Consider the following 15,161-nt stretch of genomic DNA (forward strand, 5'->3'; position numbering starts at 1 on the left):
CAAAAAACCACACAAGCGAAACCACGGCTATTCATGTTAAGGCTAAAATCAGATTCAGATCTTTCTAACTCCACTACTGCCGATTAGACTGTCCCTTGCTTCAAAATATTCTTTATAAAGTTTGTTTACAAATTCTGCTGTACTCGTAACCTCTTTAATAGCACCAACGCCTTGACCACTTCCCCAAATATCCTTCCATGGCTTGGCGGTCTCTTCTCCAAAATTCATCTTGGATGGATCACTTTCAGGAAGATTGTCAGGATCCAAGCCTGCTGCTCGAATTGATGATTTCAGATAATTTCCATGTACACCCGTGAAAAGATTGCTATAAACAATATCATCAGACGTACTGTCAACAATTGCTTGCTTATACTCTTCAGAAGCACGTGCTTCATTCGTTGCAATGAACGGTGAGCCAATATAGGCAAAATCAGCCCCCATCGCTTGGGCAGCCAAAACTGAATTTCCCGTAGCAATCGATCCGGACAAAGCAAGCGGACCGTCGAACCACTGTCGAATTTCTTGAATGAAAGCAAAAGGGCTCTTCACACCAGCATGACCGCCAGCTCCTGCTGAAACTGCAATTAAGCCATCTGCACCTTTGTCGATTGCCTTGTGCGCGAAAGTGTTATTGATTACGTCGTGCAGAACAATTCCTCCGTAGCTATGCGCTGTGTCAAATATCTCCTCACGGGCACCTAAGGATGAAATAATAATGGGAACGTTGTACTTTTCACACAATTCCATGTCTTGTTCTAACCGTTTATTTGACTTGTGAACAATTTGGTTAATAGCAAATGGTGCAGCTGGACGATCTGGATTTTTTGCGTTATAAGCTGCGAGCTCCTCTGTGATTTCTGCCAACCATTCATCAAGTAAGGAGGCGGGTCTAGCATTCAGTGCAGGCATTGATCCAACGATCCCTGCCTTACATTGCTCTATCACTAGCTTAGGATTACTAATAATAAACATCGGTGATCCGATTACAGGGATACGCAAATTCTGAAGTATTGACATTCATTGTTCCTCCATTCAAGTAGTTTGTACTCATATTATTTGAAAAGAACATGTACTCTCAATTTTAGTAAATGCATGCTGCAGAAACTGTAAAATCATTCATTTTAATTGGTTTAATTCGTAATACTTTTTTGGAAAGCCTTATGATTTGACCCTTCAGCTAGCGCTTTTCCGATGCCACGACTTGCCCCAGTCACCAATGCTACTTTTTCGTCTAAACGAAAACTTACATGATTCACGATATCTTCTCCTTTTATAGTCATACGTTTATTTCCCCTCTATAAAGATAGAGTCAAAAATACTTTATCTTTTATAGAGAACGCCCATGACCTATTTTAATAGGCTTGGGAAATGTAATTCTTTCAGGCAAGTAATAGGACGCACCACTAGCAATAAGAGAAATAAAAGCTGCTAGCCCAAATGCTAATACATGAGTTCCAAACGTCACATATCCCCATCCACCTATGAATGAACCTATTGCTCCCCCGATCTGATGCCCGAAAAAAGCCCATCCATTCAAAATCCCAAGCAAACGAACCCCATATAAATCGCTCAGAATTGCAGAAGACATGGCAATTGACCCTGCCCATACCAATCCTCCGGCAGCTGCCACGAAATAAAGTTGCCAGGGAGTTATCACTAAAACTAAGCCGAGAATCCCCATACCCCGGACAAAATATACTAAAAAGAGAATGTTTTTTCGAGGGTAGCGATCTGAGATTGATCCCAAGAATAAAGTACTAAATATCGCTACAATTCCAATTACCCCAACGCCGAATGAGGCAGTCATAGGCTCAAAATGATGATCCACCAACATAGGGACTGCGTGGGATCCTATTAGATTCATACCAAAACCGCAGGCAAACATTCCGATGACGATTTGCCAGTAAGCTCGTGTCTTAACAGCATCTTTCCATGAAATTTCCAGTTGGATATCTTGTTTGATTTTACCCTGAAGAGCTGTTGCACCATCCGCCCCCTCCGGTACGTGTTCCCGCATGACAAAAATTGCGGACGGAAGTACGACACAAATGAACACCCCTGCAAATAGTAAAAGTGTCTGTTGCCACCCGACCAATTGAATGAGCAGGGTTGAAACCGGTGTCATAATAGCGATCCCCGCCATCCCACCTGTAGACAAGTAAAAGAGCGCTTTTCCCCTTTGTTGAACAAACCACTTGCTAATAATAGGTGCCAAAGTAATATTGCTTAAAAATGCAAGACCTAGGGAGAGAAAAACACCAAAAGAAAGGAGAAAGGAAAAAAACCCTTTTGAGCTTATTGTCCATAATATCGATGCACTAACGGTAATCAAGCCGGTTAACAAGACGAAACAGGTGTTGTAACGTTTTAAAAGAGACGCAGCTAAAGGCATTCCTAATCCATAAACAATCATCCCAATTGCGACGATGAGTGAAAACTCTGTTCTAGACATTGCCAAATCTAACATGATCGGCTTAACAAACGGACCGACCCCCATCCGTAACCCCATGGTGAGTAGAACAATCACGGATGCCGAAGCAACAATGTACCACCCATAGTATGTACGCCCGCCACCTTTAGTCATGGTCTTACCCCCTTAACGATATGAATCAACATTTTGTAGATCGATAAAATCCTGGATATTAAGAACGCATTGGAACAAATCCAGTGTAATCTATCCATTTACTGGTACTGAATAAGCTTTTCATCAGAAATAATGGAAGAGACAATATGCAAAGAGTCCCATTCTCCTCCGGAAACTGCGACAATTGGGTACTTTTTCGGGAACAGCTTTTTATTGATTTCATCAATTGAGAGCCCTTCTTTATGTAGACTATTCACCTCACTACAAAGGTTCTCAAGATAAGTCAACTTTTGTTTCAACATCCTTTTTCCATCCTGTATGTATCCCGCATGGCAGCAAAACATTGATTCGAAATCGTAGGAGAGCAGCGTTCGGATTGAATTCATAATTACCGGGATTGATTCACTATCCATAATGACCTTTGTCTTCGGATCCACAAATAAATCACCTGAAAATAATCTGCCTGTTTCTTCATGGAAAAGGGAGATGTGGTCATCTGCATGGCCTGGTGTATAAATCACTTTCCACTTCTGACTTCGAGATTGAATAGTCTCTCCAAGCGGCAAAGCTGTAAATTCTTTTCTTATCCCCCAAGCCATCTGGCGATACTTTGGATATGGACATGATTGAGCACATATATTGATCCCTTTTTCGTGAATATAAATTGGAATCTCTCGGTTCTCTTGAATCCATGAAGCTGTTCCCGTATGATCCTCATGGCTGTGCGTTAATGTGACAAGCTCAATCGAATGATCTTCATAGAAAGGAATAAGATCGGACTCAAGGCATTTGGGTCCGGTATCAATTAACATGCCGTCAACCAAAAAAACATATACGGTGCGTCCTTTTCTGCCTGATCCTTCGATATTCCCCTTTACACAAATAACGTCCTCTTTCTCATACACATGTATCATGGTCTTTCGTTCACTCTCCTTTCACCTTTTAGTCATGATTTTCACCTTTCACCAATAACTTCCATAGTCCAAAGGGTGACGACGCCATCGCTCTTACTCCGGATATCGTTTGCATTAATTTCCATCCCCACCGGGCTAAATCTTTGGGGATCTATGTTGACAGCAGCCGCCATGCTCCACATACTCAATTTTAAGTTTGCTGCGAGACTGTATTTGCTCCACAAAAACCTCCTCACCCTTCACCCATACAAATCTAACCCTTCTTGAGAAACAATCATTCTAATCCACCCCCTCTACTCTTATTTTTTGATGCCAATGTCGAAAAGCACTTTCTTAAATTGCTGAAACTCCTCACCATCAAAGTTAGACATTACTTCTTCATTCATTTCATCCATCTTCTCGCATAAAGGCCCCTCCATAGATCTCCCTTTTTCAGTTAGAAAAATTAGCCTGTTGCGGCGATCTTTTGGATCAAACCGCCGTTCAATAAATCCATTTTGTTCCATTCGGTCAATGATGCCCGTTACAGTAGCACTGTCTAGTTGAACTTTCTCCCCTAATACAGAACTAAATTGCCCATCTTTTTTCCACAGAAAACGAAGTAGCGCATATTGAGCGGGTGTTACTCCATACGAGGATAATTTGGATTTACTTATTTGATTTACTTTTTGCAAAGCTGTTCTTAGAAGAAACTGTACACAGATATCGAGTTTTTCCATGATCCCCCACCCACTATTATTATTCAGAATTTTCCGATCAATGTGAATATAGCATATTAAAGATGATTTGTACACAAGTAATTTGCGCACAAGTAATTTAAAGGAAGCCGCAATGACTTATGAGTATAGCATGTGTTCCTTTAAGTATTATTGGTATAAAAATAAAGAACCACAGAACTAAACTGCCCAAGTCTTGAATAAGAAAATAGCCGGGGAACAGCTCATTGATCTTCAACTATGCACCCTGGGACATTGATCCCGCCCATTATACTGTACACCACCTAATTGTAGAAACATGTTTGATGCTGGTTAAGATAGTCTCCAATGTCTGCAACAGATACATTAAAAGCCTGGTATTTACTTTAAAGGTGTCTGACTCAAATAAAGAACTTGGGGTAAAGGTAGCATCTGTCGATTTTGTCGCCATTTGTCGTTAAACATAATTAAGCCCGCCTTAAAGACAGGCTTACATCATAGTGACAGTCTTTTATCCAAATCCACCTCAAATCGTCCATAAGGGGTAAAATGGTTATAATTTAAGGAGAAAGTGCACGTAAATCCTCGGGAATCATCTTTTCCTGGTTTTGTGTGAACGACGGGTTAAGTTACCTGGTAACATCCGGCTTGCAGGCTCAAGGCTTTAAGGTCCCAAATGATGCTTCCGTTTGCGGCTTTGACAATGGCCAGCTGTCTCAGCTTTCAACTCCTTCTATTATTACGATGGATATTGATTTCAAGGCTTTTGGACAGAATGCTGTAGAAAAATTGTTCTCGCGGATGGGGAATCCGGAGGCGCCTCACCAGGAGGTTCTGCTTCCGGCGAAGCTGATAGAGAGAGAGTCGACTCAGAAGAATGGCACTAGAAACAAGATAAAACAACAATAAAACTCCCCATCTAAGACGTATCCAAAAAAGCAAGCTCCCTCTCATAGAGACTGCTTGCTTTTCTTTTGGTTACACTTTAAATTTATACTTTAACCCCTCACTTACTTACGAAAGAGACCCCATAAGCGTACTACAGAAGTTTTCCTATTTTAGTCTCTACAATTTGGATAATCTCACCTGAGTGGATCATATCCTGTATTTTTTCTATAAAAGGGTACAAATACATATCTTCTTCCATTACAGGGATAGACTGAGCCATAAATTCAATTACAGCATTTGAAGCAGACCCAGGTGAAAGGTTATCCTCCACGAATTGGTGGGCAGTGTACACGGACAATAACTCTATCGCTAATATATATTCGAGTTTGTTCGCTACCTCCCTCGCTTTTTTAGCCGAATTATATCCCATTGCAACATAGTCCTCTTGGTCAGCACAGGTTGGAATACTGTCAATCGTGGCAGGGTGAGACAACATTCTCATATCATTTAAAAGACCTGCTTGCGTATACTGCGGAATCATTAGTCCTGAATTTAATCCTGCTCTCTGAATAAGAAAATAAGGATAATTTGAATGCTGATTGTGGATAAGGCGGTTATTCCGACGTTCTGACATTTTTGCTATTGCCGTTACGGCAATGCAAACCGAGTCTAATTCGATGCCTAGGTATGAAGAATCACAATTACTGCCTGATAGGGCACCACCATCTATTTCATCTGGCCACAAAATAGGATTATCGCAACAAGAGTTCACCTCAATTTCAAAGGTTCTCAACGCGTCAAGGAGTGTTTTTTTTGCTGCTCCATGAAGTTGGGGAATAGCACGTAAAGATAAAGCATCTTGTAGGCGATAATCAATAGACTGTTTGGCAATCATAGAGTCTGATAAGATGTTTCTTACATTTGCAGCGGTGTTCCTTTGATCCTCATGTAGTCGAACACTCATCAAACGATCGTCATACGCCCGCAGGGTTCCTCTTAGGACCTCAAGAGACATAGCACCAATAATGTCAGCAGTTTTAGCAGCTCTCAGCATGTCGTAAAGTGCTAACGCTCCAATACCCGTAGGGCTAGTTGTCCCATTTATGAGAGCCAACCCCTCTTTAGCAGCAAGTTTGAGTGGTTCCAGTCCCACATTTGATAGACCTTCCGAAGAGGGAAGTAACTCACCATCTAAATAGACTTTCCCCTCACCTAGCAAAACTAATGCTATATGAGCCTCCACACTTAAATATCCGACAGAACCTTCTCTAGGAACATAAGGAGTTATACGATGATTTAAAAGTTGACGGTACATTTCCAAAGTCTCAAGCCTCACCCCTGAATATCCTTGGCCTAAATTTTGTAGGACCATCAACATGATTGCTCGTACACATTCCTCTTCTAGTGGCTCTCCCACTGATGTAGCATGGGATAGAAGAATATTTTTTTGTAAGAGTTTTGTTTGATCTGAGGATATTAATTGTGTAGATAGAGCACCAAAACCTGTATTGACACCGTACATTACCTTTTCTTTTTCTATTCCCTTATTTACAAGTTGACAGGATTTACTCACACGTTCGCAGTAGTCAGTTGAAAAATCTACATAAGCATTGTTACGCGCAACCGAAACAAACATATCAAGGGTAATCGTACTACCTAGAATTACCTTTTCTCCCATTTGATCCGCCATATAACTTCCCTCATTTTTATTAAGATTATTTTTCAATTTTATCTATAAAAAACATTTTAATCGCAGAAATCACCTGAAGAACAAAGACCAATAGAACAGCAGATCCACCAAGTGCTGCCAGATATTTAACACCATCAACGCCTTGCGCTCCTCCAGCGAAAGCAACCATAACGTATGCTATAATTGCAATTGATATGGCCCAAAGAAGCATCTTCCATTTTTGTGGTTCTTCATCAAAACGAATGTTAACAGTACATAATGTTGCAATTGCACGAACCATTGAATCCGCAGCAGTAGCAAAAGATAGAATTAGAGCAATCATCACCACAGGAATGATAATTGCTGCCAAAGGTAAATTGGCTAAGAATGTCCATAATGCTGCCACTGCCCCACTCTCTTTAATAGTCGACACTAAGTCAACAGTGTTGTTCTGCTGCCAGTGTAAAGCTGTACCTCCAAAGACACCGAACCATAGGATGCTAAATACAGCCGGTAAAATCCAATTTATTAACATAAATTGACGAATCGTACGACCATATGAAATTATGGCAAGAAAAATCCCCATTAATGGTGCATATGCAACCCAAATTGTCCAGTCGTACAACGTCCACCACATAACAAGGGCATCCCCGCCAATAGTACCTGAATCAAGACCCCATACCCAGAAATTCTGTAGCCAATATCCAAAACCTGTAGTGGTAGATTGTAGTATATATAAGGTTGGACCGATAACCAATAGCAAAATTAATAGTATATAAAATATATTTACATTGAAGATTGCCATTTTACGGATCCCTTTGTCTAAACCTTTTAAAGCAGAAAGCGTGAACATACCAGTAATAATGAAGACTAACACTAACCAAACTACAGGTCCCTGATTAATACCATAAATTGTTTCAATACCCGATCCTATCAATGCCAATCCTGCACCTAAAGAGGAGGCTAAGCCAAGCGCAATTGCTAAAACAGCAAGTGTATCTATAATACTAGGCCATATCCCCTTTGTTATTTTATTTCCAAACAACGGAGTCAGGGTTCCCGAAACAGATAACTGTTGTTTTCGATTAAAATACATGTAAGCAACTACCAATCCACTTAACGAATACATAGCATACGGGATAAACGTCCAATTATATAAAGAACGTCCCATCGCAAAGATTGCAGCCATGGAAGTCCCTGGCTCAATGCTTGTTTGCGCCATTTCCCCATAGATACTACCAAAATAAATAATTGGCTCGTTTACCCCGTAGGTAATGACTCCAGTTGCAATTCCACCCGTTAGGGCCATCGCGAACCAAGAAGCAAATGGAAATTTAGGTTTTGCTTCCGATCCTCCCAACCTAACATTTCCGATTTTAGAAAATGTCACAATGCTTACAGTAATTAACGCAACAATGGATATGATTTGATAAAGCCATCCAAGTCCTTGTAAAGAACCAATAAATCCTTTCATAGATATATCAGTCAACAACTTATTGTTTACAATCCCTAGAAGGGCCCCTCCTCCGACAATAACAAATGCAGGGATAAATACTCCTCTACGCGTTTTCTTCTTTGGACTTTTTTGGTGTTCAGTCTCTTCCTTCATTGCCAATGACATTTCGATTCCTCCTTCTACTATTTAATAAAAAAAGTGGCAGTATTTAATACAATAGTGCTTTCATTAAATAGTTTTATTCTTCTGTCCTCTAAATCCTCTCTTCATAATATACTTAAAATTATAAAGATACAGATAATTAAATTATAGGAGATAAATATATGAAATGTAGCATTATCTTTTGAGGAAGATATTCATTTTCTATTTATTGAACCCTGAAGCTATATTTATTTTATGATTACTGTACTTTTTTCCGACTCAAGCTGGTATATGTAGAAAAAGCAATAGGGTGATGAACATGGCAAATAACTATGGATACATACGGGGGAGTACCAAAGATCAGAATGAACAGCGTCAGTTACACAAAATGATGGAGAGAGGTGTAGAGGCATACAACATTTTTGTTGATAGAGCAAGCGGAGAAAACTTCGAACGCCCGTAATACCAATTACTGCGTAAGGTCCTCACTGAAGGGAACATTGTCTATATGGAAGCCCTTGATCGTATGGGCCTTAACTATGATGAGGTTATTGCAGAATGGAAGTACATCACAAGAGAATTAAAAGCGTGCGTCATCGTACTAGAAAACGAATCTTTTTTTGACAGTCGAAGATTCCGTGAAATGGGCGACATGGGACGTTTAATGGAAGATCAATTTTTATCTTTGCTTTCGTATGTTGCTGAGCAAGAAATAGCCGCAAATAATAGAAGAAAAACCATTCAAGACGGAGAAACGGAGACATAACAGACGTAATGTTTATGGTAATGTTAGAACTAAAGAAAAACACTTTTTATAAAATAATGAAGGAATATGAAAGAGTAAAGAGTATGTAGCTTATTGAAATGCTTTTTTGTGCCGGGTCATACTGTTAAAAATGATGGCTGAGGGAAAAAGGCGGCAAAATCGACAGATGCTACCTTCACCCCAACTTAAAGTGATCGGGTAAACAGGTCGTCCCCCTGCATATTGATGGATGTTGAAGCAGGTAATGAATTGACGTCCCGCCCCCGGTTTGAGTTGGCCGTTTCGCATATATGGTTGATTTCAAAAAGTTAGAGGCTGCCCCACCTTTTGGGACAGCCCCTTCATGCAATTTATACTATCCTATTTTGAACCGATTCCTATTTGAACGAATTGTTCCTGAGCTAGTTCAATTCACTTAAGAATGCCAGCATAAAATTACATGTGAAATCGTTTAGTTATGATCACTCGCACTCTCTAATCCTTTATTTATAACTCTTGCGAAGTAGGCCGAACGATCAATTCATTAACGGATACATCGCCAGGTTCTGCCACGGCATAACGAATTGCTCGAGCCATAGAATCAGGGTGAATTGCTTGTTTGTAAAGCTCGTCCACACCCTGTTTTACGTCACTGTCGGTAATGGTTTCAGTTAATTCAGTATCTATCGCACCTGGAGAAAGAATCGTCGTTCGAATATTGTTCGCTGCTTCCTCTTTTCTCAGTCCTTCGGTAATTGCACGGACGGCAAACTTACTTCCACTGTAGACCGCACTGCCAGGAAAAACTTCGTGACCCGCTACGGATGACACATTGATAATATGCCCTGCTTTTCTTTCACGCATATGCGGTAGTACCGCTGCGATTCCATAAAGAACGCCTTTAATATTAACATCAATCATACGATCCCACTCGTCAGTCTTCAGTTTATGCAACAGCGATTGCGGCATTAAACCAGCATTGTTCACCATCACATCGATTTTCCCGTAGGTATCAAGCGCAAATTGTGCCAGTTCCTGCATTTGTTCTGTGGAAACAACATCTGTCACTTTGTATCGAGCCTCTCCACCTTTGTTTTCGATAGCCTTTTGTAATTCCTGCAGTCGTTCTTCACGGCGAGCAGCCAGGACGAGTTTGGCACCATGACCAGCAAGCTCCTTCGCGGTTGCCTCCCCAATTCCACTGGACGCACCTGTTAAGACGACAATTTTTCCTTCGATATTGTTGGACATTTCAAAACACACCTTTCTCTATATCACTTGCCGGGAAGTTGCATAACCACCCGGAATTAAATTTTTGCTCTATTCTTGATGTAGGGGCATATTGTACAAGAACTCCCCGTTAATATTGGAACCTTCCTTCTTTTCTAAGATCGAGCAGCCCACAATCCACCAAGGGACTTAAAACCGGTTGATACGTTTAAGCGAATCCCCATTTCTGTACAGCTCAGTTCCTCACGCTTGGCCAACATTTTCACGATTTGCAACGGGTAGGATGGCCTAAAGCCTTGTAGACATTTACTGTGACATCCTCAGCCACCCATAAAATCTGCCTTTCAGCCTTACATGTTTCGTATTTCCACAAATACCAAAATTCAAAACCTACCCTGCGATGTATGTTCTTAGAAAAAAATCAACATGTTTCCCGTAGCACGAGGAACATATTGACCTTCTGGAAGAATAGTTCTAAGATTCTCCCTTCGTAAAAACTCTTCTATGACATACGGATAATCACGACCATCCGTTTCAATAAAAAATAACCGGATGCCTGTATATCATAGGAGACCGATTATAGATGAAAGCTGTTTTTTATTAAATCATACCACTCCCGAAAAAGAGACTCCAAAAACACCAACGAACAGGCTGCCAACAGAGATGGAGAGCCCTAAACATTTCAAATTGTCGTTTTGTTGATACGTTCTTAAACCAAAGATAACTTCTAAAGTACAACAGATAGCAATCGCAATAAAGAGCATAAACTTCGCTACCTGCTAAAGGTCACTTTTTACTAGTCTTTCAATATAGCTAAAATTTGCTCAGCTACTCTAAATTCTTCAGACAACTAATAGGCTGCGCCCCCTGCTTGTCGAGGGCCCTCCATGAGTGAGCATTATCTCAGCCTAGCAACCCTAAAATTTGATAGTACACCCTTGACATACAAATGTAAGCGTTTTACTATATGTGTAACGGGTTACATAAAACCCTTTTTAATTTGATTAATGTGTAACCGGTTACACATTAAGGCAAGAAGGTGATTTAAAAGATGACAACAATTAAAGATGTCGCTAAACTCGCTGAGGTTTCTGTAGCTACTGTTTCCAGGGTTTTAAACAAGAATGGCTATGTCCATACCGAAACGGAAAAGCGTGTTGCTGATGCGATTAAACAGTTAAACTATAAACCTAATGATGTGGCTCGAAGTCTTTTTAAAGGGCGTTCAAAAATGATTGCTCTTCTTGTCCCAGATATAATGAACCCTTTCTTCCCTGAACTTGCCAGGGCTGTGGAAGATGTGACCAAACAACATAATTTCACCTTTGTTTTATGTAATACCGATGATGATATCGATAAAGAAATGGCTTATTTAGATGCATTAAAGCAAAAGTCTGTAGACGGAATCATTATTGTTTCGAGTACCATTACTGCTGAGGACATCAACGGGATGGGAACTCCGATTGTGGCTCTCGATAGGATTCTTAGTTCTAGTCTATCTTCCGTTACTGTTAATAATTGTGTTGGCGCTAGAGAAGCTGTCCAACATTTAAAGGCGATTGGCTGTCAGAGGATCGCCCATGTTTCAGGACCAGAGAATGTGAGTAACGCTAAACAACGTTTGAAAGGCTATCTTGAAGAAGTGCAAGACGAGCAATGGTTTCACCCTAGCTATATAGAACAAGGAGACTATCATTTTGAAAATGCCAAAGCAGCAACTGAAAAGCTCCTCAACAAACATCGTGATATCGATGGTCTTTTTGTAGCGAATGACCTTATGGGTGTTGGTGCATTAAAGGCAGCCGAGTCACTGGGAATCAACGTACCTGAGGACCTCTCGATCATAGCTTTTGATGGTATCAGCCTTGGGGAGACCACCTCCCCCGCTTTAACAACCATGGCACAGCCCATTTACCAGGCAGGGGCCAGAGCAGCAGAAATACTTATTGAACAAATTGAGAATCAGAACCTTGCTACGACGAACGAAGAATTCTCTGTGAAACTAGTTGAACGACAATCCACTAGGAGGTGTTCACCATGAGCCATCAGCCGACGGTAACCGTTGTCGGGAGTATCAATATGGATTTAGCCGTTTCGACAGATGTTATGCCGCTTCAAGGTGAAACTGTTCTTGGAAAAAAGTTTGCCACGTACCCTGGAGGTAAAGGGGCAAACCAGGCTGTAGCTGCGGCAAGGCTAGGTGCGAACGTGAATATGATCGGCGCTGTCGGTGGAGATATTTTTGGAAGGGAATTACTTCATCATCTTCACAACGAGACTATCGATACATCGGCTGTGCACACATTAGACCATGTTCCTTCTGGGACAGCGACGATTATCTTATCTGAACAAGATAATCGAATTATCGTTGCCCCCGGTGCAAATGGAATGGTCTCTCCTGAGTTAGTTCAGAGTCATAAATCTATCATTAAGAATAGTGATGTGATCCTATTACAATTGGAAATTCCGATAGAGACAATTAGTTACGTAGCAGCCTTAGCTTACGACCTGGGGGTGCCCGTGATACTCAACCCTGCTCCCTATCAAAAGCTCCCAGCTGCTTTGTTAAGTCAAGTCGAATTCTTAACGCCAAATGAAACCGAAGCGAAGTCTTTAACTAAAGATCCAGTGCTTGATATTCTTCGTGAGAAAATGATTATCACACAAGGTGATCGGGTGTTGTCATTCACCGGAACGACTCAGACATGACGATTCCTGGATACAATGTGCCTCTTCAAGATACTACCGGTGCGGGTGATACCTTTAATGGCGCGCTTGCGACACGATTAGCCAGCGGCAAACGTTTAGAGGATGCTGTGAATTATGCTAACGCAGCTGCAGCCATGTCTGTTACGAAGTTAGGTGCTCAAAGCGGCATGCCAATCAAGGATGAGGTCGAACAGTTTTTGCAAGAAAGGTCTGATCACCAATGAAGAAAACAGGCATATTAAATCGTGAGCTAGCTTCTATTCTAGCAAGACTTGGACATACGGATACCATTATCATTGCAGATTGCGGTATGCCCATCCCCGAGGATACAAAATGTGTTGACCTCTCCGTAACTCTTGGATCGCCAAGCTTTGAATCGATCCTACAGGTAATAGCAGATGATATGGAAATTGAAGCGATTACTCTAGCAGAAGAAATGAAACAGCATAATGCCTCTATCCATGATAACGTTCTGAGCTATTCGAAGTCGATCCATTATACAAGTCATGAAGATTTAAAAACTCAAGCCAAAAACGCCAAGGCAGTGATTCGAACAGGGGAAAATACTCCTTATGCGAATGCCATTCTGCAGTCAGGGGTCATTTTCTAGACGAAGGAGGGGAGAAATATGGTGGCTACACCTTTTATTGAGATGAGTAAGATTAATAAATCGTTCGCTGGCAACCAGGTGTTAAAGGATGTTGATTTCACTGTTCACCCAGGGGAAGTGCATGCGCTCATGGGGGAAAATGGTGCTGGAAAATCAACTTTAATCAAAGTGTTAACTGGCATTCACCCAAGAGACGGCGGGACTATTCAGTTAAAAGGTGAAGAAGTTACGTTTACCAATCCCAAACAAGCCGAACATAAAGGAATGGTTGTCATCCATCAGGAGCTAAATATCATTCCACACTTAACGGTCACCCAGAATATGTTTCTTGGAAAAGAGCTGACCTACGGGAAGTCTGGCATTCTAAAGATGAAAGAAATGCGCCAACAAACGCTTGAGAACTTGGAACGCCTCGGTGTAACGAATATCAATCCAGATGAAGAAGCTGGCCATCTTTCCGTTGGTAAACAGCAAATGGTCGAGATCGCCCGTGCCGTTTCCACAAATGCGGAAATGATCATTATGGACGAGCCGACAGCGGCGCTGACTGAACGTGAAATCGAACGTCTCTTTGATGTCGTTAACTCTTTACGAGAACAAAACGTCAGCATCATTTATATTTCCCATAGGATGGAGGAAATTTTTCAAATATGTGACCGAATTACAGTACTTCGTGACGGTTCATACGTCGGGACAGAAAATATTTCTGAGACCTCCTTTAAAGCGATTGTAAAAATGATGGTTGGCCGCGAACTTGGTGAACGTTTTCCTGAGCGAACGGGCGAACGCGGAGATGTGGTACTTGAAGTAAAGCATTTAGCCAGAACGGGCCTTTTCACTGATGTCAATTTCTCCGTGCATCAGGGAGAGATTCTCGGTGTAGCTGGACTTATGGGGGCTGGCCGAACTGAAATTATGGAAGCCATCTTTGGTTCACGTAAGAAAACGCATGGCAGTATTTCCTTAAACGGCGAACCATTAACGATTAAACACCCACGGGATGCGATTCGTTCAGGTATTGGCTTTATAACTGAGGATCGAAAAGATGAAGGGCTTGTGCTTAATTTGTCGATACGGGAGAATATTGCATTGACAAATACGAAAGCGATTTCGAATGGTGGCTGGATTTCTTCTTCTAATGAAATGAAGTTGATTGACGAGTTGATTGAAAAGCTTCACGTAAGAACGACAGGGCGCGAGCAAGAGGTTCGCTCATTAAGTGGTGGAAACCAGCAAAAGGTCGTCATCGCCAAATGGCTCGGTATTAAACCAAAGCTTCTCATCCTAGATGAGCCTACACGCGGTGTAGATGTTGGTGCTAAAAAAGAAATTTACCATATTATGAATGAACTCACTGAACAGGGGGTCGCTATCATTATGGTTTCGTCAGAACTTCCAGAGGTTCTAGGGGTAAGTGACCGGATTATGGTGATTCATGAAGGAAAAGTCGCACGTATCATCGACAGCGATGAGGCTGATCAAGAAAAAATAATGGCAGCAGCTACAGGAGGGGAGTAACG

14 protein-coding genes and 1 pseudogene are annotated in these 15,161 nt (G+C 41.3%); 7 read left to right on the forward strand and 8 right to left on the reverse strand.

Going from position 1 to position 15,161, the window contains the following annotated elements; genetic code table 11:
* Positions 1-54 precede the first annotated feature (54 nt).
* The 5 genes from MUO14_RS07750 to MUO14_RS07770 form a co-directional block, all read right to left on the reverse strand.
* A complete protein-coding gene (locus MUO14_RS07750) occupies positions 55-1,017 on the reverse strand; it encodes an NAD(P)H-dependent flavin oxidoreductase (protein WP_244754670.1) in 963 nt (320 codons plus the stop codon).
* A gap of 113 nt (positions 1,018-1,130) precedes the next feature.
* A complete protein-coding gene (locus MUO14_RS07755; protein ID WP_244754671.1) occupies positions 1,131-1,280 on the reverse strand; it encodes a hypothetical protein in 150 nt (49 codons plus the stop codon).
* Positions 1,281-1,327: 47 nt separating this feature from the next.
* Positions 1,328-2,584 (reverse strand): MFS transporter, encoded by a 1,257-nt coding sequence (locus tag MUO14_RS07760; RefSeq protein WP_244754672.1) that lies wholly within the window; start codon positions 2,582-2,584, stop codon positions 1,328-1,330.
* 98 nt (positions 2,585-2,682) lie between these two features.
* Positions 2,683-3,498: an MBL fold metallo-hydrolase gene (locus tag MUO14_RS07765; RefSeq protein ID WP_244754673.1), complete on the reverse strand. Its 816-nt coding sequence runs from the start codon at positions 3,496-3,498 to the stop codon at positions 2,683-2,685.
* A gap of 299 nt (positions 3,499-3,797) precedes the next feature.
* Positions 3,798-4,217, reverse strand: coding sequence for a MarR family winged helix-turn-helix transcriptional regulator (locus tag MUO14_RS07770; RefSeq protein WP_244754674.1), 420 nt, complete (start codon positions 4,215-4,217; stop codon positions 3,798-3,800).
* A gap of 588 nt (positions 4,218-4,805) precedes the next feature.
* On the opposite strand from MUO14_RS07770, the gene MUO14_RS07775 reads away from it, so the two are divergent.
* Positions 4,806-5,102 carry a substrate-binding domain-containing protein gene (locus MUO14_RS07775; RefSeq protein WP_244754675.1) on the forward strand — a complete coding sequence of 99 codons (297 nt, stop codon included), beginning with the start codon at positions 4,806-4,808 and terminating at the stop codon, positions 5,100-5,102.
* A gap of 130 nt (positions 5,103-5,232) precedes the next feature.
* Here MUO14_RS07775 and MUO14_RS07780 read toward each other — a convergent pair whose 3' ends face one another.
* Together MUO14_RS07780 and MUO14_RS07785 are read right to left on the reverse strand one after the other, a co-directional pair.
* A complete protein-coding gene (locus MUO14_RS07780) occupies positions 5,233-6,771 on the reverse strand; it encodes an HAL/PAL/TAL family ammonia-lyase (RefSeq protein ID WP_244754676.1) in 1,539 nt (512 codons plus the stop codon).
* A gap of 25 nt (positions 6,772-6,796) precedes the next feature.
* Positions 6,797-8,371 (reverse strand): BCCT family transporter, encoded by a 1,575-nt coding sequence (locus MUO14_RS07785; protein WP_244754677.1) that lies wholly within the window; start codon positions 8,369-8,371, stop codon positions 6,797-6,799.
* A gap of 295 nt (positions 8,372-8,666) precedes the next feature.
* On the opposite strand from MUO14_RS07785, the pseudogene MUO14_RS07790 reads away from it, so the two are divergent.
* Positions 8,667-9,202 (forward strand): annotated as a pseudogene (locus MUO14_RS07790) (recombinase family protein).
* Between the two features lie 397 nt (positions 9,203-9,599).
* Here MUO14_RS07790 and MUO14_RS07795 read toward each other — a convergent pair.
* Positions 9,600-10,343 (reverse strand): SDR family oxidoreductase, encoded by a 744-nt coding sequence (locus MUO14_RS07795; RefSeq protein WP_244754678.1) that lies wholly within the window; start codon positions 10,341-10,343, stop codon positions 9,600-9,602.
* 1,030 nt (positions 10,344-11,373) lie between these two features.
* On the opposite strand from MUO14_RS07795, the gene MUO14_RS07800 reads away from it, so the two are divergent.
* Genes MUO14_RS07800 through MUO14_RS07815 form a run of 5 tightly spaced genes read left to right on the forward strand, consistent with a single transcriptional unit; the run spans position 11,374 to position 15,159 of the window.
* On the forward strand, positions 11,374-12,363 hold the full coding sequence (locus tag MUO14_RS07800; RefSeq protein ID WP_244754679.1) for a LacI family DNA-binding transcriptional regulator: 990 nt from the start codon (positions 11,374-11,376) through the stop codon (positions 12,361-12,363).
* The gene (locus MUO14_RS07805) at positions 12,360-13,031 is read left to right on the forward strand and encodes a ribokinase (protein WP_318036023.1); all 672 of its coding nucleotides are present in this window, start codon (positions 12,360-12,362) and stop codon (positions 13,029-13,031) included. The genes MUO14_RS07800 and MUO14_RS07805 overlap by 4 nt, the downstream gene beginning before the upstream one ends.
* Entirely contained in the window at positions 13,028-13,255 is a 228-nt protein-coding gene (locus MUO14_RS24560) for a PfkB family carbohydrate kinase (RefSeq protein ID WP_318036024.1), read from the forward strand. Before MUO14_RS07805 ends, MUO14_RS24560 begins: the two co-directional genes overlap by 4 nt.
* On the forward strand, positions 13,252-13,641 hold the full coding sequence (rbsD, locus tag MUO14_RS07810) for a D-ribose pyranase (RefSeq protein WP_244754680.1): 390 nt from the start codon (positions 13,252-13,254) through the stop codon (positions 13,639-13,641). The genes MUO14_RS24560 and rbsD overlap by 4 nt, the downstream gene beginning before the upstream one ends.
* 18 nt (positions 13,642-13,659) lie before the next feature.
* Entirely contained in the window at positions 13,660-15,159 is a 1,500-nt protein-coding gene (locus tag MUO14_RS07815) for a sugar ABC transporter ATP-binding protein (RefSeq protein ID WP_244754681.1), read from the forward strand.
* Positions 15,160-15,161: the final 2 nt, after the last annotated feature.

This window comes from Halobacillus shinanisalinarum (assembly GCF_022919835.1).
Taxonomy (GTDB): domain Bacteria; phylum Bacillota; class Bacilli; order Bacillales; family Halobacillaceae; genus Halobacillus_A; species Halobacillus_A shinanisalinarum.